The organism is Oceaniglobus indicus (genome assembly GCF_002751875.1).
Taxonomy (GTDB): domain Bacteria; phylum Pseudomonadota; class Alphaproteobacteria; order Rhodobacterales; family Rhodobacteraceae; genus Oceaniglobus; species Oceaniglobus indicus.
In genome coordinates this window covers 230,635-249,667 of record NZ_NMZM01000002.1, presented here as the reverse complement: position 1 = coordinate 249,667, position 19,033 = coordinate 230,635, and the positions used below count along the sequence as shown (strand labels likewise).

The window sequence follows — 19,033 nt, the reverse complement described above, 5'->3', positions numbered from 1 at the left end:
TCAAAGGTCGCGAACGGCCCCGGACCAGGCGGCGAGGATGATGGCGCTCGACGCCGCGCCCGGATCCTGATGGCCGACCGAGCGCGCGCCGAGCTTCTTTGACCGGCCGCGCCTGCTTTGCATCCCGGTGGTGTCCCCGGCGCCGGCCGCCGCCCCCTCGGCCGCCGCGGCGAGGCAGGCCGCGACATCGCCCCCTCGCGCAAGCGCGGCCGTCGCCGCATCGATTGCAGGCAGCCAGGCGTCGAGCATGGTCTTGTCGCCGATTGCCGCCCCGCCCCGGGCCGCGATCCCGTCGCCGATGCCCCGCAACCAGGCGACCAGTGCGGCACTGTCCAAATTCAGCCGATCCGAAACGGCCGCCCCGGCGGTTCGAAAGCCGGTCGCATACAGCGGACCGGCCGATGCGCCGACAGCGTCGAGGAAGGCCGCGGCAATCGTATCGCTCAGCTGTGCAATGGTGGCGTCGGGGGCCGCGTCGTCCAGGGCGGCGACCGCTGCCTTCCAGCCGATTTCCATCGTGATGCCGTGATCGCCGTCACCGATGGCACCGTCAAGTTCGCACAGCCTGTCGCGCGCGTCGAAGATCGCTTGGGCGGAAGCCGCCATCATGTGGCGGAACACCGCGGGCGTCACGGGCCCGGACGTTGCGAGTTCTGCGCGCGGGACGGCGGGGTTGCTGGACGGTGCTGTCCGCGCAACCGGGCGGGTGGCGGCGGGGGCAGGTGTGGCCACGGGCGCGGATGTCGCGCCGACCTGAAGCGCGGGGGTGTCACAGGGATGATCCAGCCAGCGTTGCAGATCATCGTCCAGCTTCATCAGTGAAACCGATGCCCCGCCCATCTCGAGAGAGGTGCAGTATTCTCCGACCCAGCTGTGGTGGATACCGACCTGCCGGTCGGCCAACACCGCGGCCACGCGGCGGTGCAGCAGGTAAAGCTCGAGCAGGGTCGTCGAGCCCAGCCCGTTGACAAGCACCGCCACGGTGTCGCCCGCGACCAATCCGAGTTCTTCGATGATCGGCCCCAGCAACCGGTCGGTGACGGCATCGGCCGTTTCGGCCGGAATGCGCGCGATGCCGGGTTCACCGTGGATGCCCATGCCGATTTCCATCTCGCCCTCGGGAATGTCGAAATTGGCTTTCCCGGTTTGCGGCATGGAACAGGCCGACAGGGCCACGCCCATGGTGCGGGTGGCCGCATTGGCCCGGCGCGCCGCGGCTTCGACCGCGTGCAGCGGGGCGCCAAGGTCGGCGGCGGCACCGGCCACCTTGAAAACAAAGAAATTGCCGGCGATCCCGCGCCGTTCATGGGCGTGATCCGGCGGCGCCGAGGCGATATCGTCCGTGGTGACGAATGAACGGGCGGTGACTCCCTGTTTCACCATGGCCTCTTCGGCCATGGAAAAGTTCATCACGTCGCCGGTGTAATTGCCGAACAGGAACAGCACCCCGGCACCGCCATCGGCGGCAAACCCGGCATCCAGGATCTGTGGCGGTGACGGAGAGGCGAATATGTTGCCAAGCGGCGCGGCGTCGGCCAGGCCCTTGCCGACATACCCCGCAAATGCCGGCTCGTGCCCCGATCCACCGCCGACCACGATGCCCACCTTGCCGGGGCGCGGTCCGTGGCGGGCGACGATGGCCCGGCCCGTCGTGCCTTGGGTGGTCAGACGATCGGGGTGCGCCGACAACATCCCCTCGATCAGCTCGGCGATCAGATGCTCGGGGTCGTTTATCAGTTTCCTGGACATGGGGCGTTGCCTGACACCATTGCACCGCCCGGCGCGTCACGGCGGGCTGTGATTGCGGAACGATCGGTGGACGGACGGAAACCCCGGGGGCATGAACCGTCCCGACACGGGGCGAGTATGTGCAATTTGACGGGCTTGGCAAGTTTGCCGTTCCAAAGGTGGCAGGGGTTCGGGGCAAGGTCAGATCATCACCCGGGCCCCTGTCTTTATCCCCAAACCGGCCGACGCCGCCTTTAATCGGTATTTACAATGCTTATTAAAGTGCGCTATAATCAGCGCCAAGGATACCGGTTACCAAGGTCGATATGCGACGTGCGGCATACACCGACGATGAAGTGCGAGATCGGATGCGGCTTGCGGGGGCGCCGACGGAAGCGGTCTCGACACGGCAAATCGCCGATGCGTTCGCAAACCCGCAACATCACCCGGCCAAGGTGGAGCGGCCGGCCAGCGAAATCGCGGTGGCCCAGGTCGTGCGCCATCCTGAGCGGCGCTTTGCCATCGTCGAATGCCCGCGTGCCGATCGCCGGACGCGCCGGTTGACGTAGTACCTGCGGCCATAACTTGCCGCTGCGACAGACGTGTTTCTTGCCGCCCTGCGCCCCGACGCCGGGGCTGCCGCGGCAGAGTGACAGAAGATTGAAAAGGCCAATAAACCCAAGGAGGGGTCGATGTTCAGAGTTATGCTTCCCGCTGACCGGGCCGCGCCTGATATGGCTGCCGTTGCCAGGGCGTTCGGCATCAGCCCGACGGAATTGATGGATGGCTTGCGCATCGGTGCGATCAGCCGATGGACTGAGCTGGGCACCGGCAACGCGGATAACAAACCCCACTGGATCTTTGCGTCCGACCGACTTGGCCGGCGTATCGATGTGGATGAGCATGGCGATGTCCATGCGGTTGCGGATTACGGACCGGTAAACGCCACGCCGAAGCGGCATGGCGCGGGCCGGGGCAAAGCCGATCATGGCGCCGATGCCACGCAACCGCCTGTGTCGTTCCGCGTTGTTGACGGCCCCGACCCCGATCGCCTGGAAGCGTTGCTTGATGCGGCGCTGGACCAGAGCTTTCCGGCCAGTGATCCGATTGCCGTGAACGTCGAATGGTCGCATCCGACCGTCGCGGCCATGCCCACGTCCGGCGGCATCCAGCGGCATGTGTGACGGACCCTGTTCACCATATTCGTGAAGCGTCGGGCCCTGCGTCCGGCGCAATCTGAGAAGAAGGAGAACCGTGATGACCATCAGAATGACGGCTGTGACATCCGCGCTCGCACTGATCGCATTGACGGGAGCAGCTGCACAGGCGGCTGACACGCAATGGCGGGCAGAACTGAAACCGCTGAATGCCGCGACCGCCGGCAGCGAAGCCAGCGCGACCGCCACGCTCGGGGTGTCGGGCGATACGCTGACGATCCGGATCGAGGCGTCGGGCACGGCGCCGGGCGTCATGCATCTTCAGCACTTTCACGGCTTTACCACGGGCGATGGGACATCCGCCTGTCCGACCGGCGCCGCCGACACCAATGGCGACGGGATCATCGACCTGATCGAGACCGAGCCGGGCGCAGGGATCACCATGGTCCCGTTCCACGCCAATCCCGTCAGCCTGGCGATCGTGGCCGACAGCTATCCCACCGCCGGAGCCGATGGCACCTATGCGTACGAGCAGAGCGTGTCGCTGGCGGCGCTCGAGGATGCCTTTGGCGATGCATTCCCGGGTCAGAACCTGGATTTCGACCGTCGGGTGATCTTTCTGCATGGCGTGCCCGCCGACACGGATCTGCCCAACAGCGTCCAGTCGCTGGGCGACGTTCCGGCCCATGTCACGCTGCCGATTGCCTGCGGGACGCTTGATCCTGCCGCCGACTGACCCAGATGCGTATCAGGGATCTCGCCGCCGCTGGCTGCGTCCAGCGGCGGCGAGAGCGCGAAAATCATGACCCGCGCGATGGATCTTGACGGCGCCGTCGTGCAAGGTCGCAAGACGCGGCCGGAACCCGGATGCCACGGGGGTTCTGCCGGGCCGCAATCGACCGGCATCCGACCTCGAACAACAGGAGCGACACGCCTTGATCATTCCCGAATCCCCCGCGGACACGCCGGCCACCGACCCGCTGGCGCACCTGGGGCGCATGATCGCCATTGCCAGCGGCAAGGGCGGCGTCGGCAAATCGACCGTATCGGCCAACCTTGCGGTGATGCTGGCCCAGCGCGGGCTGCGCGTGGGGCTGGTGGATGCCGATCTCTACGGGCCGTCGATTCCCGGCATGCTGGGCATCCCCGGCGGCCAGCCCCCCGCCATGTCGCCCGCCAACAAGGTGATCCCGGCCGAGGCGCATGGCGCCAAGGTCATCTCGATGGGCATGCTGACCGGCGACGACAAGCCCGCCGTCCTGCGCGGCCCGATGGTGACGAAATACCTGCGCATGTTCGTGACGCAGGTCGACTGGGGCACGCTGGATGTGCTGCTGCTGGACCTGCCGCCGGGCACCGGTGATACGCAATTGACGCTGGCACAGTCGTTTCCCTTGACCGGCGCCGTCATCGTGTCGACGCCGCAGGATGTCAGCCTGAAGATCGCGCAGCGCGGCGTGCGGATGCTGCAACAGGTCAACGTGCCGATCCTGGGCATCGTCGAAAACATGAGCGGCTTTACCTGCCCGTCCTGTGGCGAGGTCACGCAGATCTTCCATCGTGGTGGCGGCGAACGTATCGCGGCCAGCCTGGATGTTCCGCTTCTGGGCACCATACCGCTGGACCCGGCGATCGTGGATGGCGGCGACAGCGGTGTGCCGCTGGTGATGACCGCCCCCGACAGTCCGGCGGCGCGGGCCTATGCGGCGATTGCGGATGTCCTGACCGGCGGCACGGCGTCCGCCGGCGGAGTGCGGGTGCCGTTCGACTGGGACGTGACGACAGGGGCCGGAAAGCCCGCGCCGGCCGCGGATGGCGCGACGGATCGACCCCTGGCCCTGGACCACGACGCCGCTGGCCTGACGATCCGCTGGTCCGATCACGTGCAGAAGATCGACCCGCGCGATCTGCGCCTGTCGTGTCGCTGTGCCGCGTGCCGGGATGAAATGACCGGCCGGCCGTTGCTCGATCCTGTGGCCGTGCCGCTGGACGTGGTCCCGACCCGGATCTGGAGCGTGGGAAACTATGCGCTGGGCGTGGCCTTCAGCGATGGCCACGACTCGGGCATCTTCACCTATCGCGCGCTGCGCGAGATCGAGGGAGCCGAGACCGAAGATGTCTGAAACCCGATCCCGTCGCCGCATCCGGGCCCAAGCCTCGCCGCGCGATCCCGCCACCATGCGCTTCATCCTTGATGAGCCGGTTCAAAACGGGCGCGCGGCCAGCTTCGATTCGCCGGCCGACGCCGCCCCTCTGGCGCGGGCGCTGTTCGCGGTGGACGGCGTGAACCGCATACAGGTGAGCGGCGAGACGATCCTTGTGACGCGCCACGCCAGCCACGATTGGGACACGCTCAAGCCGGCCATCGCGGCGGCGATCCGCCATGTTCTGGACAGCACCGACAGCCCGCTTGGACCCGACGCGCCGCCATCGCCCGAATTGGACGTGGACGAAACGCTTCTGGCCGCCGTCACCAAGATTCTGGATACGCGGGCCAATCCGGCCATCGCCAGCCACGGCGGACACATCAGTGCCGAACGCGTCGACAACGGCAACGTCTATCTGCGGATGTCGGGGGGCTGTCAGGGGTGCGCCGCCTCGGCCATCACGTTGCGACGCGGTGTCGAGACGACCCTGCGCGCCGCCTTGCCGATGATCCGTGACATCATCGACGTGACCGACCATGCCAGCGGCGACAAGCCGTTCTATCAGGACGAGGCGGGCCAAAGCCCGGCCTTCGCGCGCCCGCTGCCCCCCGGTTCCGTCGGATGGGAGGATGAACAACTGGTCATCGATCCCGATTACCTTGCGCCGCGCATGGGGCTGACGCCAGAGGTCCTGCAGGCCGGCCTGGCGGGCGGCGACATCACCATCGAAAGCGAACCGAACGCTGCAATCGGCGGCATGCGGGTGATCGTGCGCAGTCCGCAGCGGGCCTGGGCCGCCGATGTCGGGCCGGATGGCTCGGCCTATGAGATTCCGCCGCCGCGGTCGGCGCGGACCAACAATTACGCACCCAGTCTTGCCGCGAAGATCCGCGTCTATCTTGAAAAGCTTCCGGCCGGCGATCTGCCCGTGACCTATGGGCGGCTGGCGCGCGGGTTGCGGATGTTCGCGCCGGGTTCGATCCGGCGGGTGACCGAAGCGCTGGAGACGACGATGCGCCAGGACGCCGACGCGGGCCGGCCATTCATCGCGGCGCGTGTCGTCGGCCGCGGATCTGGGAAACTGCCCGGTAACGGGTTCTTCGAACTCGCGGAAAAACTGGGGCAATCGCCGCAAGCGGGCGAAACACGGCAGGCTTTCCACCAAAGGCTTCTGCGTGAAAGCATCAAGGCGCGTTGACGCCTGCCGCGATCGCGCAGCGTCCGCCGGATTCGGTCAATATGAAACAGCCAGCGTGACCGCGCCTTCGGTTCGCTGAACGCGACGGCTGGATGCGTGCGACGTTTGCGCGCAGACCGCCGCCCGCGTGCGACGCGTGACGCTTGCAATTTTCCAACGTTTCAAGGTCCGGCCGCATCAATCCAGCCGTTTTGTTCGTGCTCGCCGGGCCGTGACGGAGGGCACCCGGTCGGATGCGGTTTTCCGAAATATTTACCTGACAAAAAAAGTCGAGTATCGCAACGCCATGGATGGAAAAGGAGATCCAGGAATGATACGCCCCCACCACGCCGCCTTGTCGTTGCTTGCCGTGACTCTCGCGTTTCCTGCGGGTGCGGCCGAGTATCCCATCGGGGTGCCGCAGACGGGCGCCGGCCTGGAGGTCGCGGCCGTTTATCTTCAGCCCATCGTGATGCAGCCCGCAGGCATGATGACCCCCGCGGTGGAGGCGGACATCCACCTGGAGGCCGATATTCACGCGCTGGCGGGCAATCCGAACGGCCTGAACGAAGGCGAATGGGTGCCTTACCTTCAAGTCTGGTTCGCGTTGGCGAAGGAAAACAGCGACTGGACCGCATCGGGCGACATGATGCCGATGGTCGCCAGCGATGGCCCCCATTATGGCGACAACGTCAAGCTGGACGGTGTGGGTGCGTATCGGCTGACGCTGACTGTTTCGCCCCCCGATGGCATGGGATTCGGCCGCCATACCGACCCCGAAACCGGCGTGGCGCCGTGGTTTGAACCGTTCACCAGGGACTACGATTTCGTTTTTGCCGGCACCGGCAAGAAGGGCGCCTATTGACGCCGATGCGCGGTCGGCTGCCGTGGTCGGCCGCGCACGTTGGGGAACCTGCGCAATGAAACACCTACTGATTATGACCATCACACTGAACGACGGAATCGTCGTGCCTCCGCATGGCGCGATCGAATTCCACGGCTTTGCAGGGAAAAGCGGTCGGCGCGGGGAAGGCCTCGCATGAGCGCGGTTGAATACCACGGTGACCACCGGGCGCGCCTGATGCGATTCGGCCTGTGGTTGCGGGACCATCGCGGGGCGGTTATGGCGCTGCAATGGGGTGTGGTTGTCGTCTATGCCGTGCTGCTGATCGGCCCCGCGATCCTGCCCTTGCCGCCTGCGGGGGCCCATGTCTGGGACAACCTGACATTATTGGCGCAATTCCTGTTCTGGGGCGTGTGGTGGCCGGGGGTGCTGTTGTCGATGCTGGTTTTTGGCCGGTTGTGGTGCGGCCTCTTCTGCCCCGAAGGGGCGCTGTCCGAGTTTGCCGCGCGCCATGGCCGGGGCCGCGCAACCCCCCGCTGGATCCGCTGGAAAGGCTGGCCCTTCACCGCCTTCGTGCTGACGACCGTCTATGGTCAGATGATCAGCGTCTATCAATATCCGCTGGCGGTGTTGCTGATCCTCGGAGGTTCGACCCTTGCCGCCATGGCCGTTGGCTGGATGTATGGGCGCAACAAGCGGGTCTGGTGCCGCTACCTCTGCCCGGTCAACGGGGTGTTCGGCCTGCTGGCAAAGCTGGCGCCGGTGCATTACGGCGTCGACCGGACACAGTGGAGCGCACCGCAGCAGCGCCCGCAAGCGATGCAACCCTTTACCTGCGCGCCGCTGGTGGCGGTGAAGACCATGCAGGGGACAAGTGCGTGCCATATGTGCGGGCGCTGCGCCGGGTATCGCGATGCGGTGGAATTGAAGTCGCGCCGTCCCGATCACGAGGTGGTCAACCTCGCGGCCGAAACGGCCAGCATCTGGGACAGCCTGCTGATCATCACCGGGCTGATGGGGGTCGCCATCGGCGCCTTCCAATGGTCGGCAAGCCCCTGGTTCGTCGGCGCCAAGCAGGCCTTGGCGACCTGGCTGGTGCAGCATGACGTCTATTGGCCGCTTGAGCAAAGCCTGCCCTGGTATCTGCTGACGAATTACCCCGCCCGCAACGACGTGCTGACGCTTCTCGATGGGGCGGTGCTGATGCTGTACATCACCGTCGCCGCGGTGGTGATCAGCGCCGCGGTCGGCCTGCCGCTGGCCTTGGCCGTGCGGATTTCCGGCACGTGGAACTGGCGGCGGTTCCATCACGTCAGCCACGGCCTGATTCCGCTGGCGGCGGTCGGTGTGATCCTGGGGCTGTCGTCGATGACGGTGACGCAACTGCGCGCGGACGGTTTTGCGCTGGAATGGATCGGTGCCGTCCGGTTCTGGGCGCTTGCCGCCGCCGTCGCAGCCTCGGGGTATCTTCTGGTGCGGATCCTGGCCCGCCAGGCCCACGGCGTGCGACTGGCCCTTGCAAGCGGGGCGGCGGCCTGCGCCTTCGGGGCACCGCTGTGTGCGTGGTGGTTGTTGTTCTGGCACTGGTAGGCGACGCCATGGCGAATGGGGTAGGCAGCTTGGCCGAAACCCGCTATTGCGCTGGACGGTCCGTCACGGGGTAGGCTTGGCCGAGCTTGGTCGGCTGAGCACGAAGGTCGCGGCCGCTGCGATGGCCACCACCTGGGCCACTTTCACGGCAAGCGGCATGCCCGACGCCAGACCGAACGCCAAGGTCACGGCCATCATCGCCACCGACAGCACCTTGTAGCGCGGGGCAATGGCGCCCGATGCCCGCCAATCGGCGATGATCGGCCCGAAAATGCGGTTTTGCTCCAGCCGGGTTTGAAACGCAGGGACGCTTTTGCCGAATGCGAAGGCGGCAAGGATGACGAAGGGCGTCGTCGGCAACAGCGGCAGCACGGCACCGATCAGGCCCAAGACCAAGGCGATCGCGCCGATCAGGAACCAGATGACCCGAAGCGGACTGCTCGGAAGGCCGGGGCGCATCGCATTTTGTCCTTTCGCCTGCTTGGGCGCAACATAGGGCGACCGAGCCAGACAGGCAACGAAGCCCCATGAAATCACCCGGACTTGCCGGGCGGCCGATATATGCCCGGTGTCGCGTCCACGATGCAACGCGCAGTATCCGCGCGCTGTCATCGGCTCTCGATAGGGTGGGTGTTGTGCGACAAGCCTTGTCGCGGTTCGCAAGCGAAGATGCGAAATCGGCGGAAAGCCGGATCGTGTCGGCATTTCAAGCTTGATATGGCGGTCGGAAGAGACGCCAAGTTTGAGCCTTGCAGCGATCTGGCAGAGATTTAACTTATAAAAAGTTCAGATGCTTAAGCTACTATGCGCCCTCGACGAATATGTATCAAACGGATCGTGCACCCTCAAAAGCTCCCTCTGGAGGGGCTGGATATGGCAAGATACCAGCTCATCGATGCCAAGTTGATGAACGGGTCGATGCCTTCCTGACCCGACTGATTAACGGCGAATGACCTGCCTCTGGATCGATGCGATCGACCCCAAGGTTCGCCATGGCGGCCGGATCGTAACTGTCGCCGTCGCCGTTGCCCTTGCGGTCGGCGTGAACACCGACGGGCGACGCGAGGTTCATCCCGCCCCGCAGGAACGCGAAGCCCTGGAAGACTATCACCGCCGGAGCGCCCGCCATCGTCCTCAGACCAATGGCGGCCAAGGCTCGCCGGGAAACGACGGCCTGCGCGCGGCCAAACACCTTGGACGTGCAATCTGGCGACGATGGAGCGGAGACCACCGCCGGAGCCGCGTCGAGACGAGACGAGATGCATTGTGTGAAACTGCTGGCCCAGCGGCTCATGACACGGGACTTCGACCGTCGGGTCGCCGAACTCCAGGTCCGCATCGTCGTCCTGAACGGCCACACCGCGCTCGGTATACCCGTAACGGAACCCGTGGGATGAGTCCGTCCAGGCAAAGGGGATCCTCGGCCTTCAGCCGATTTGCGCAAAAGAGCTTGCGGACTTGCAAGAATACCGAATCCGCACTCCCGACCGGAAGCAGTGGCAAAAGACGATGAAAGGGGGGGTGAGGAGGGGAACTGGAGCCGCAGGATAATCCGCAGCTTCTGTAATCAAAAGGTAATATTGGATTAAGTGGTGCCCAGGAGAGGACTCGAACCTCCACACCGTTGCCAGTACTAGCACCTGAAGCTAGCGCGTCTACCATTCCGCCACCTGGGCACGTATCGTGTCGTGGGGGCGGATTACGGCAGTGCGCCGGGGCTGTCAACGGGTTTTGCGCGGTGAATTTGCGCCCGTCGGGAAATCCCCGACCTCGTGCCCCGGGGGGTGGGGCGAATTGCACCTTGTGTGGTCTTGGGGGGACAAGTAAACCAAGGGCGATCCAACAAAACGGGGCGGATTCCATGACCAACCTTGTCACGATCTTTGGCGGTTCCGGTTTTGTCGGCCGTTATATCGCGCGGCGCATGGCCAAGGAAGGCTGGCGGGTGCGGGTGGCCGTGCGCCGCCCGAACGACGCGATGTTCGTGCGCACCTACGGTGTCGTGGGCCAGGTCGAGCCGGTGATGTGCAACATCCGTGACGACGACTCGGTGCGCGCGGTCTTGCGGGGCGCGGACGCGGTCGTGAACTGTGTCGGGATCCTTGCGGAAGCGGGCAAGCAAAGCTTCGAGGCCGTGCAGGTCGAGGGTGCGGCACGCATCGCGCGGCTTGCGGCCGAACAGGGTGCCGCGACCCTGGTCCAGATCTCGGCCATCGGTGCCGACGAGGACAGCGAAAGCGCCTATGCCCGGACCAAGGCCAAGGGCGAGGCGGCCGTGCGGCAGGCGTTCCCCGGCGCGGTGATCCTGCGCCCGTCGATCATCTTCGGTCCCGAGGACGAGTTCTTCAATCGGTTTGCCGGCATGACGCGGTTCGGTCCGGTGCTTCCCGTCATCGGCGCGGAAACCCTGTTTCAGCCGGTCTATGTCGATGACGTGGCGCGTGCGGCGGTGTTGGGCGTTCAGGGCCTGGCACCCGCCGGCGTTTACGAGCTGGGCGGCCCGGACGTTCAGAGCTTCCGCACGTTGATGCAGGAAATGCTGGGCGTCATTCAGCGGCGTCGCCTGATCCTGAACACGCCCTGGTGGCTGGCGCGGCTGATGGGGTCGACCTTCGACGTGCTGAACAAGTTCAGCGGCGGTTTGATCAAAGGGCCCGTCACGCGGGATCAGGTCGAAAACCTGGCCCGTGACAATGTCGTGTCACCGGACGCCAAGGGGTTTGCGGCGCTTGGAATAGATCCCGTATCGACCGAGGCAGTGCTGCCGGAATACCTGTGGCGGTTCCGGCCGTCGGGGCAATATGCCGCGATCAAGAATTCGGCCAAGAACCTGCGCCAGCCTCAGGAATAGGCCCAGACCAACAGCGCGACGCCCAGGATCATCCGATAGATGACATAGGGCGTGAAGCTGACGGTTTTCAGAAGCCGCATCATCAGGCTGAGCGCCAACAGCGCCGAGACAAAGGCAAAGGCGGCGCCGATGGCCGCGTCCCGCGCCAATGCCATGTCGGCCGATCCGACGACTTCCGCGCCAAGCAGGATGCCCGACGCCAGTATCGTCGGGATCGACATCAGCATGGCAATGCGCGCGGCATCCTCGCGCGCGTAACCCAGCCAGCGCGCCGCCGAAACCGTGATGCCGGATCGTGACGTGCCGGGGATCAATGCGATCGCCTGCCACAGCCCCATGATCCATGCATGTCGCAACGACCAGTCCCCAGTGGTGCGCGTCGTCGCACCTTTCCGGTCGGTCCAATACAGCACGAGCCCGAAAATCAGCATCGTCCAGCCGATGACGGCGGTTGATCGCATGAGGTGATCCAGCCCCGTCAGCTTCAGGATCAGGCCAGCGACGATCACGGGTACGGTCGCCACGATCAGGCACAATGCCAGCCGCGCCCCCGGGGTGTCGGCGCGCCCGCGTGCCAGGCGCGTCAGCCCGATCAGGCCGTCGCGAACATCCGCCCAGAAATACAGCACGACAGCGCCCAAGGTGCCGACATGCACCGCGACATCGATGGCTTGCCCTTGGTCGGCAAGGCCCGTGATGGCGGGCAGCAGAATCAGATGGCCCGAGGACGACACCGGCAGAAATTCCGTCAGACCCTGGATGATGGCAACGAGAAGCAGATTGAACAATGTCATGGGGTTCCAGTCAGCGGCGGTTAAGGCTTTGATCCGACGCGTGTTTCAGGTTGATAGTTACGATTCGGCCCTAAAAAATTAAGAATCAGCACATTTTTTGATGCGATTTCCGGTTCTATCGTTTTATAGGTAAGTCATGTTGCCTTTTAAATGAGCGATGTCTGATTAGCCGGGTGCCGCGCACCCTTAGCCGAGGTTGGAGCAATGGCCAAGAACGTCATGTTGAGATTCGTGGATGTGCAGCGGGACATGCCCGAAAAGCGCGCACCAGACCTGCGGCGACAGGATTTCGATGAAATCTACAGCGAATTCGCCCGCGAGAAGGCGGCAGAGCAGGCGGCCCGGTGCAGCCAATGCGGCGTGCCCTATTGTCAGAGCCATTGCCCCCTGCACAACAACATCCCCGACTGGCTGCGTCTGACGGCCGAGGGGCGGTTGCGCGAGGCCTATGACCTGGCCCAGGCGACCAATACCTTCCCCGAGATCTGCGGCCGGATCTGCCCGCAGGATCGGCTGTGCGAAGGCAACTGCGTGATCGAACAGGCGGGCCATGGCACCGTTACCATCGGATCGGTCGAGAAATACATCACCGACGCGGCGTTCGATCAGGGCTGGGTCAAGCCGATCACGAACGGCGGTGAACGGGCCGAGTCGGTCGGCATCGTCGGCGCCGGCCCCGGCGGTCTGGCCGCGGCGGACATGCTGCGCCGGCATGGCATCCAGGTGACGGTCTATGATCGTCACGACCGGGCGGGCGGTTTGATGACCTATGGCATCCCGGGGTTCAAGCTGGAAAAGGACGTGGTGATGCGGCGCATCCGCCAGCTTGAGGAGGGCGGCGTCACCTTCGTTCTGAACTGCAACGTCGGCGAAGATATCAGCTTCGATGCGATCCGTGGACAGCACGACGCCGTGCTGATTGCCACCGGTGTCTATAAATCGCGCGAATTGACCGCGCCCGGTGCCGGGGCCGACGGAATCGTGCGTGCCATCGATTATCTGACCGCATCCAACCGCCAGAACTTTGGCGACGACGTGCCCGATTTCGAAAGCGGCGCGCTGAACGCCAAGGGCAAGAGGGTGGTCGTGATCGGCGGTGGCGATACGGCCATGGATTGCGTTCGCACGGCGGTGCGCCAGGGCGCGGATTCGGTGAAATGCCTGTATCGCCGGGATCGCACCAACATGCCCGGATCACAGCGCGAGGTCGCCAACGCCGAAGAGGAAGGTGTCGAATTCGCGTGGCTTTCCGCGCCCCAAGGGTTTGCGGGCGATGCCGTGACCGGTGTCATGGTTCAGAAGATGCGGCTGGGTGAACCCGATGTCACCGGGCGGCAGATGCCCGAACTGATCGAGGGGTCGGACTATGTCGAAGACGCCGATCTGGTGATCAAGGCCCTGGGGTTCGAGCCAGAGGATCTGCCGAAACTCTGGGGGGTCGAAGGGCTGGAAGTGTCGCGCTGGGGCACCGTGATCGCAGATTTCCGCACCCATGAGACCAGCATCGAAGGCGTCTATGCCTGCGGCGATATCCAGCGCGGCGCGTCCCTGGTCGTCTGGGCGATCCGCGACGGGCGCGAGGCTGCCGAGGCGATGCTGGCCTATATCGACGCCGCCACCAGCATCGCGGCCGAGTGACCGGTTCCTCGGCGGACATCCGTATGATCCGCGTCTCCGCAATTCGCATCGCGGCCGGTGCCGAGCGAAGCCGGCCAAACTCGATGGGGCAGCGGGGCTGACCTGGTCTGTGAAGGAAAGGTGATGGCGATGGCAGACAGTCTGAACGGCCGGTGCCTGTGCGGTGCGGTGACGATCCGCGTGGCATCCCACGATGCCCGGGTCGGCGTCTGCCATTGTCGGATGTGCCGCCGCTGGTCCGGCGCCGTCTTTGCCGCGTTCACCGCTCCGGCGTCGGATGTGACGGTCGCGGGCAAGGTGGCGCTATACGCGTCGTCGGGGTTCGCCGAGCGGGCGTTCTGCCCGATCTGCGGATCGCATCTGTGGATGCGCAACACCGACGATCCGGCGGCCGAATATGATCTGATGCCGGGGCTATTCGATGCGACCGAGACCTGGCCGCTGAGGTCCGAGATCTATGCCGATCGCGCCCCCGCCTATCTGGCGCTGGCGGGCGATCACGCCAGAACAACCGAAGCCGATTACGAAGCGGACGAGAAATCCGTTCAGGGAGATCAGACATGACGCATTACTTTACCGAATGGGAACGCGCCGAAGTCGAACGGCGCGCCAGGATCGAACGCGAGTCCCTGTATCGCGACAGCGACGAACATGCGTCCTGTGGCGTGGGCCTTGTGGTCAACATCGACGGCACGGCGTCGCGCGGAGTCGTCGAGAACGGCATCGCCGCGCTCAAGGCCATCTGGCACCGCGGCGCGGTCGATGCCGACGGGCGCACCGGCGATGGCGCGGGCATCCATGTGCAGATTCCCGTGGCGTTCTTCCATGACCAGATCCGTCGCACCGGCCACAAGCCCGACGAGACCAGGATGATCGCGGTGGGCCAGGTTTTCCTGCCGCGCACCGACTTTTCGGCGCAGGAAACCTGTCGGACCATCGTGGAGACCGAAGTTCTGCGCATGGGGTATTACATCTATGGCTGGCGCCATGTGCCTGTGAATACCGGATGCCTGGGCGAAAAGGCCAATGCCACCCGGCCCGAGATCGAGCAGATCCTGATTTCGAACGTCAAGGGCGTGGACGAAGAGACGTTCGAGCGTGAACTCTACGTCATCCGCCGCCGCATCGAGAAGGCAGCGGTCGCCGCCGGGGTCGGGTCGCTCTATATCGCGTCGCTGTCGTGCCGGTCGATCATCTACAAGGGGATGATGCTGGCGCAGGACGTGGCCAATTTCTATCCCGACCTGATGGACGAGCGGTTCGAATCCGCCTTCGCCATCTATCACCAGCGCTATTCGACCAACACGTTTCCCCAGTGGTGGCTGGCGCAACCGTTCCGGATGCTGGCCCACAACGGCGAGATCAACACCCTGAAGGGCAACCTGAACTGGATGAAATCCCACGAGATCCGCATGGCGTCATCGACGTTCGGAACTCTGGCCGAGGACATCAAGCCGATCGTCGCACAGGGGTCGTCGGACTCGGCCGCGCTGGACGCGGTGTTCGAGGTCATGGTGCGCTCGGGCCGGTCGGCGCCCATGGCCAAGACGTTGCTGGTGCCCGAAGCCTGGTCGAAACAGGCGCAGGAGCTGCCGCGCGCCTGGCGTGACATGTATTCCTATTGCAATTCGGTGATCGAACCCTGGGACGGCCCGGCGGCATTGGCGATGACCGACGGGCGCTGGGTCTGCGCGGGGCTGGACCGCAACGGGCTGCGCCCCATGCGCTATGTCGTCACCGGCGACGGCATGGTGATCGCCGGATCCGAGGCGGGCATGGTGCCGGTGGACGAGGCGTCGGTCGTGGAAAAAGGTGCCCTCGGCCCCGGTCAGATGCTGGCCGTGGATATGACGAAGGGCCGTCTGTATCACGACACCCAGATCAAGGACAAGCTGAGCCAGGCCCTGCCGTTCAGCGAATGGGTCAGCAAGATCAAGGAGTTGGAATCGACCTTGACCGCGCTGCCGGAAACACCGGTGTTCACCGGCGACGAACTGCGCCGCCGCCAGGGCGCCGCGGGATACACCATCGAGGAACTGGAACAGATCCTGGCGCCGATGGCCGAGGACGGCAAGGAAACGCTGGCGTCGATGGGCGACGACACGCCCAGCGCGGTGCTGTCGCAGAAATACCGCCCGCTGAGCCATTTCTTCCGCCAGAACTTCAGCCAGGTGACGAACCCGCCCATCGATTCGCTGCGCGAGCATCGCGTGATGAGCCTGAAGACGCGGTTCGGAAACCTCAAGAACGTGCTGGACGAGGACGGCAGCCAGACCGAGATCATCGTGCTGGAAAGCCCGTTCGTGGCGAACGCGGAATTCGATGAACTGATGCGCCATTTCGACAGCATGGTCAGCGTGATCGACTGCACCTTCGCGCCGGGGGCCGGGGCGCTGTCCGAGGGGTTGGCGCGGATTCGCGCCGAGGCGGAAGAGGCCGTGCGCTCGGGCGCGGGGCATATCGTGCTCAGCGATCAGGGATCGGGCGTCGACCGCGTGGCGATGCCGATGATCCTGGCCACCAGTGCCGTGCATTCGTGGCTGACGCGCAAGGGGCTGCGCACCTTCTGTTCGCTGAACCTGCGCAGCGGGGAATGCATCGATCCGCATTACTTCGCGGTGCTGATCGGTTGTGGCGCGACCACGGTGAACCCGTATCTGGCCCAGGATTCCCTTGCCGACCGGATCGACCGGGGGCTGTTGGACGGCACCCTGGCCGAGGCGATGGCGCGCTATCGCAATGCCATCGACCAGGGATTGCTGAAGATCATGGCGAAGATGGGGATTTCGGTCCTGTCGTCCTATCGCGGCGGTCTGAACTTCGAGGCGGTGGGCCTGTCGCGCGCCATGTGCGCCGAGTATTTCCCCGGCATGCATTCGCGGATTTCCGGCATCGGCGTGTCCGGCATCCAGCGCAAGGCCGAAGAGGTTCACGCACAGGGCTGGCAGGATGGCAACAGTGCCAACGTCCTGCCCATCGGCGGCTTTTACAAGGCCCGCCGGTCGGGCGAGACGCACGCCTGGGAAGCGACCGGGATGCACCTGTTGCAGACGGCGTGCGACAGGGCCAGCTTCCAGATCTGGAAGCAGTATTCGGCCAGGATGCGGTCGGCACCGCCGATCCACCTGCGCGACCTGCTGGATATCAAACCCCTGGGCAAGCCCGTGCCGCTGGAAGAGGTCGAGAGCATCACCGCGATCCGCAAGCGGTTCGTCACCCCCGGCATGAGCCTTGGCGCACTCAGCCCCGAGGCGCACAAGACGCTGAACGTGGCGATGAACCGGATCGGCGCAAAGTCCGATTCAGGCGAGGGCGGCGAGGATCCGGCGCATTTCCACCCCGAAGCCAACGGCGACAACCCGAGCGCGAAGATCAAGCAGGTGGCGTCGGGGCGGTTCGGGGTGACGGCCGAGTACCTGAATCAGTGCGAGGAACTGGAGATCAAGGTCGCCCAGGGCGCCAAGCCCGGCGAGGGCGGACAACTGCCCGGCATGAAGGTCACCGAACTGATCGCACGGCTGCGCCACTCGACCCCGGGGGTGATGCTGATTTCACCACCGCCGCACCACGACATCTATTCGATCGAGGATCTGGCACAGCTGATCTATGACCTGAAACAGATCAACCCGCGCTGCAAGGTGACGGTGAAGCTGGTCGCCTCCAGCGGGGTCGGCACCATCGCGGCGGGGGTCGCCAAGGCCAAGGCCGACGTGATCCTGATTTCGGGCCACAACGGTGGCACCGGCGCATCGCCGGCCACATCGATCAAATACGCGGGCCTGCCGTGGGAAATGGGGCTGACCGAAGCGCACCAGGTGCTGGCGATGAACAACCTGCGCTCGCGCGTGACGTTGCGCACCGATGGGGGCCTGCGCACCGGGCGCGACATCGTCATGGCGGCGATGATGGGGGCCGAGGAATACGGCATCGGCACCGCCGCGCTGATCGCCATGGGCTGCATCATGGTGCGCCAGTGCCAGTCGAACACCTGCCCCGTGGGCGTCTGCACCCAGGACGAGGCGTTGCGCGCCAAGTTCACCGGCAGCGCGGACAAGGTGGTGAACCTGATCACCTTCTATGCCCAGGAGGTGCGCGAGATCCTGGCGTCGATCGGTGCCCGGTCGCTGGACCAGGTGATCGGCCGGGCGGACCTGCTGAGCCAGGTCAGCCGTGGCTCGGCGCACCTGGACGATCTGGATCTGAACCCGCTTCTGATCACTGTCGATGGGGCCGACAAGATCGAATACTGGAAGGCGCGCGCGCGCAACGAGGTGCCCGATACGCTGGATGCCGAAATCGTCAAGGATGCCGAGCGGTTCCTGAAGGACGGCGAGAAGATGCAGCTGTCCTATGCGGTGCAGAACACGCACCGCACCGTGGGCACCCGCACGTCCAGCCATATCGTCAGCCGGTTCGGGATGCGCAACAACCTGCAACCCGATCACCTGACGGTTAAGCTGACCGGATCGGCCGGGCAATCCCTGGGCGCCTTCGCCGCGCCGGGCCTGAAGATCGAGGTCAGCGGCGACGCCAACGATTACGTCGGCAAGGGGTTGTCGGGCGGCACCATCGTGGTGCGCCCGCCGATGATGTCGACGCTGGTCGCCGCGGACAACACGATCATCGGCAACACCGTGCTGTATGGCGCGACCGATGGTTACCTGTTTGCCGCCGGGCGCGCGGGCGAACGGTTCGCGGTGCGCAATTCGGGTGCGAAGGTGGTGATCGAGGGCTGCGGGTCGAACGGCTGTGAATACATGACCGGCGGGGTGGCCGTGATCCTTGGGTCCATCGGTGCCAACTTCGGCGCCGGCATGACCGGCGGCATGGCGTATCTGCACGACCCAGAAGGCCGGGCCGAGGGGCTGATGAACCTTGAAACGCTGGTTACCTGTGCGGTGGCCGAACCCCATTGGCAGGCCGAGCTGAAAGGTCTGGTCGAACGGCATCTGGCCGAAACCGGCAGCAAGCGCGCCGCCGCGCTGTTGCAGCATTGGGACGAAAGCCTGACGCAGTTCATCCAGGTCTGCCCCCGCGAAATGCTGGTGCATCTGTCCCATCCGCTGGGAATCGAACCGCTGGCCGTTCCGGCGGAATGATCGCGCGG

Annotated in this window: 14 protein-coding genes, 1 tRNA gene and 2 pseudogenes; 12 read left to right on the top strand and 5 right to left on the bottom strand. The window is 65.1% G+C overall.

Features of this window, described 5'->3' with window-relative positions:
* Both dhaL and CFP68_RS17800 read right to left on the bottom strand, forming a co-directional pair.
* Positions 1–1,749, bottom strand: a complete 1,749-nt coding sequence (gene dhaL, locus CFP68_RS03715; protein ID WP_099824673.1) for a dihydroxyacetone kinase subunit DhaL — start codon at positions 1,747–1,749, stop codon at positions 1–3.
* 272 nt (positions 1,750–2,021) lie between these two features.
* Positions 2,022–2,717, bottom strand: a complete 696-nt coding sequence (locus CFP68_RS17800; RefSeq protein WP_145953391.1) for a hypothetical protein — start codon at positions 2,715–2,717, stop codon at positions 2,022–2,024.
* 24 nt (positions 2,718–2,741) lie between these two features.
* Between CFP68_RS17800 and CFP68_RS18060 the strand changes: the two genes are divergently transcribed.
* The 7 genes and pseudogenes from CFP68_RS18060 to CFP68_RS03680 all read left to right on the top strand — a co-directional run bounded on the left by CFP68_RS18060 (position 2,742) and on the right by CFP68_RS03680 (position 8,643).
* Positions 2,742–2,912, top strand: coding sequence for a hypothetical protein (locus CFP68_RS18060; RefSeq protein WP_158234126.1), 171 nt, complete (start codon positions 2,742–2,744; stop codon positions 2,910–2,912).
* Between the two features lie 73 nt (positions 2,913–2,985).
* Positions 2,986–3,621: a hypothetical protein gene (locus tag CFP68_RS03700; protein ID WP_145953390.1), complete on the top strand. Its 636-nt coding sequence runs from the start codon at positions 2,986–2,988 to the stop codon at positions 3,619–3,621.
* Positions 3,622–3,886: 265 nt separating this feature from the next.
* A pseudogene (locus CFP68_RS18375) lies at positions 3,887–4,594 on the top strand (Mrp/NBP35 family ATP-binding protein); the annotation flags it as partial.
* Positions 4,595–4,636: 42 nt separating this feature from the next.
* Positions 4,637–5,008 (top strand): DUF971 domain-containing protein, encoded by a 372-nt coding sequence (locus CFP68_RS18370; protein WP_277621455.1) that lies wholly within the window; start codon positions 4,637–4,639, stop codon positions 5,006–5,008.
* Positions 5,001–6,230 (top strand): NifU family protein, encoded by a 1,230-nt coding sequence (locus CFP68_RS03690; protein WP_099824665.1) that lies wholly within the window; start codon positions 5,001–5,003, stop codon positions 6,228–6,230. The genes CFP68_RS18370 and CFP68_RS03690 overlap by 8 nt, the downstream gene beginning before the upstream one ends.
* A gap of 136 nt (positions 6,231–6,366) precedes the next feature.
* A complete protein-coding gene (locus CFP68_RS03685; protein ID WP_241523940.1) occupies positions 6,367–7,074 on the top strand; it encodes an iron transporter in 708 nt (235 codons plus the stop codon).
* A gap of 174 nt (positions 7,075–7,248) precedes the next feature.
* Positions 7,249–8,643 (top strand): 4Fe-4S binding protein, encoded by a 1,395-nt coding sequence (locus CFP68_RS03680; protein ID WP_099824661.1) that lies wholly within the window; start codon positions 7,249–7,251, stop codon positions 8,641–8,643.
* Between the two features lie 63 nt (positions 8,644–8,706).
* On the opposite strand, the gene CFP68_RS18055 is transcribed toward CFP68_RS03680, so the two are convergent.
* Complete coding sequence (locus tag CFP68_RS18055; RefSeq protein ID WP_158234125.1) at positions 8,707–9,102, bottom strand: YbaN family protein; 396 nt, start codon at positions 9,100–9,102, stop codon at positions 8,707–8,709.
* A gap of 611 nt (positions 9,103–9,713) precedes the next feature.
* On the opposite strand from CFP68_RS18055, the pseudogene CFP68_RS03665 reads away from it, so the two are divergent.
* Positions 9,714–10,040 (top strand): annotated as a pseudogene (locus tag CFP68_RS03665) (hypothetical protein); the annotation flags it as partial.
* A 193-nt stretch (positions 10,041–10,233) separates the two neighbouring features.
* Here the strand turns inward: CFP68_RS03665 and CFP68_RS03660 are convergent.
* Positions 10,234–10,319, bottom strand: a tRNA-Leu gene (locus CFP68_RS03660).
* A gap of 185 nt (positions 10,320–10,504) precedes the next feature.
* On the opposite strand from CFP68_RS03660, the gene CFP68_RS03655 reads away from it, so the two are divergent.
* Entirely contained in the window at positions 10,505–11,494 is a 990-nt protein-coding gene (locus tag CFP68_RS03655) for a complex I NDUFA9 subunit family protein (RefSeq protein WP_099824657.1), read from the top strand.
* On the opposite strand, the gene CFP68_RS03650 is transcribed toward CFP68_RS03655, so the two are convergent.
* The gene (locus tag CFP68_RS03650) at positions 11,485–12,288 is read right to left on the bottom strand and encodes an undecaprenyl-diphosphate phosphatase (protein ID WP_099824654.1); all 804 of its coding nucleotides are present in this window, start codon (positions 12,286–12,288) and stop codon (positions 11,485–11,487) included. The genes CFP68_RS03655 and CFP68_RS03650 overlap by 10 nt on opposite strands.
* A gap of 204 nt (positions 12,289–12,492) precedes the next feature.
* Between CFP68_RS03650 and CFP68_RS03645 the strand changes: the two genes are divergently transcribed.
* From CFP68_RS03645 to gltB, 3 genes are all read left to right on the top strand, one after another.
* Positions 12,493–13,926, top strand: coding sequence for an NAD(P)-dependent oxidoreductase (locus CFP68_RS03645; protein WP_099824652.1), 1,434 nt, complete (start codon positions 12,493–12,495; stop codon positions 13,924–13,926).
* 129 nt (positions 13,927–14,055) lie between these two features.
* Entirely contained in the window at positions 14,056–14,490 is a 435-nt protein-coding gene (locus CFP68_RS03640) for a GFA family protein (RefSeq protein ID WP_099824650.1), read from the top strand.
* Positions 14,487–19,025 (top strand): glutamate synthase large subunit, encoded by a 4,539-nt coding sequence (gltB, locus tag CFP68_RS03635; RefSeq protein ID WP_099824648.1) that lies wholly within the window; start codon positions 14,487–14,489, stop codon positions 19,023–19,025. The genes CFP68_RS03640 and gltB overlap by 4 nt, the downstream gene beginning before the upstream one ends.
* The last annotated feature ends 8 nt before the right edge of the window (positions 19,026–19,033 follow it).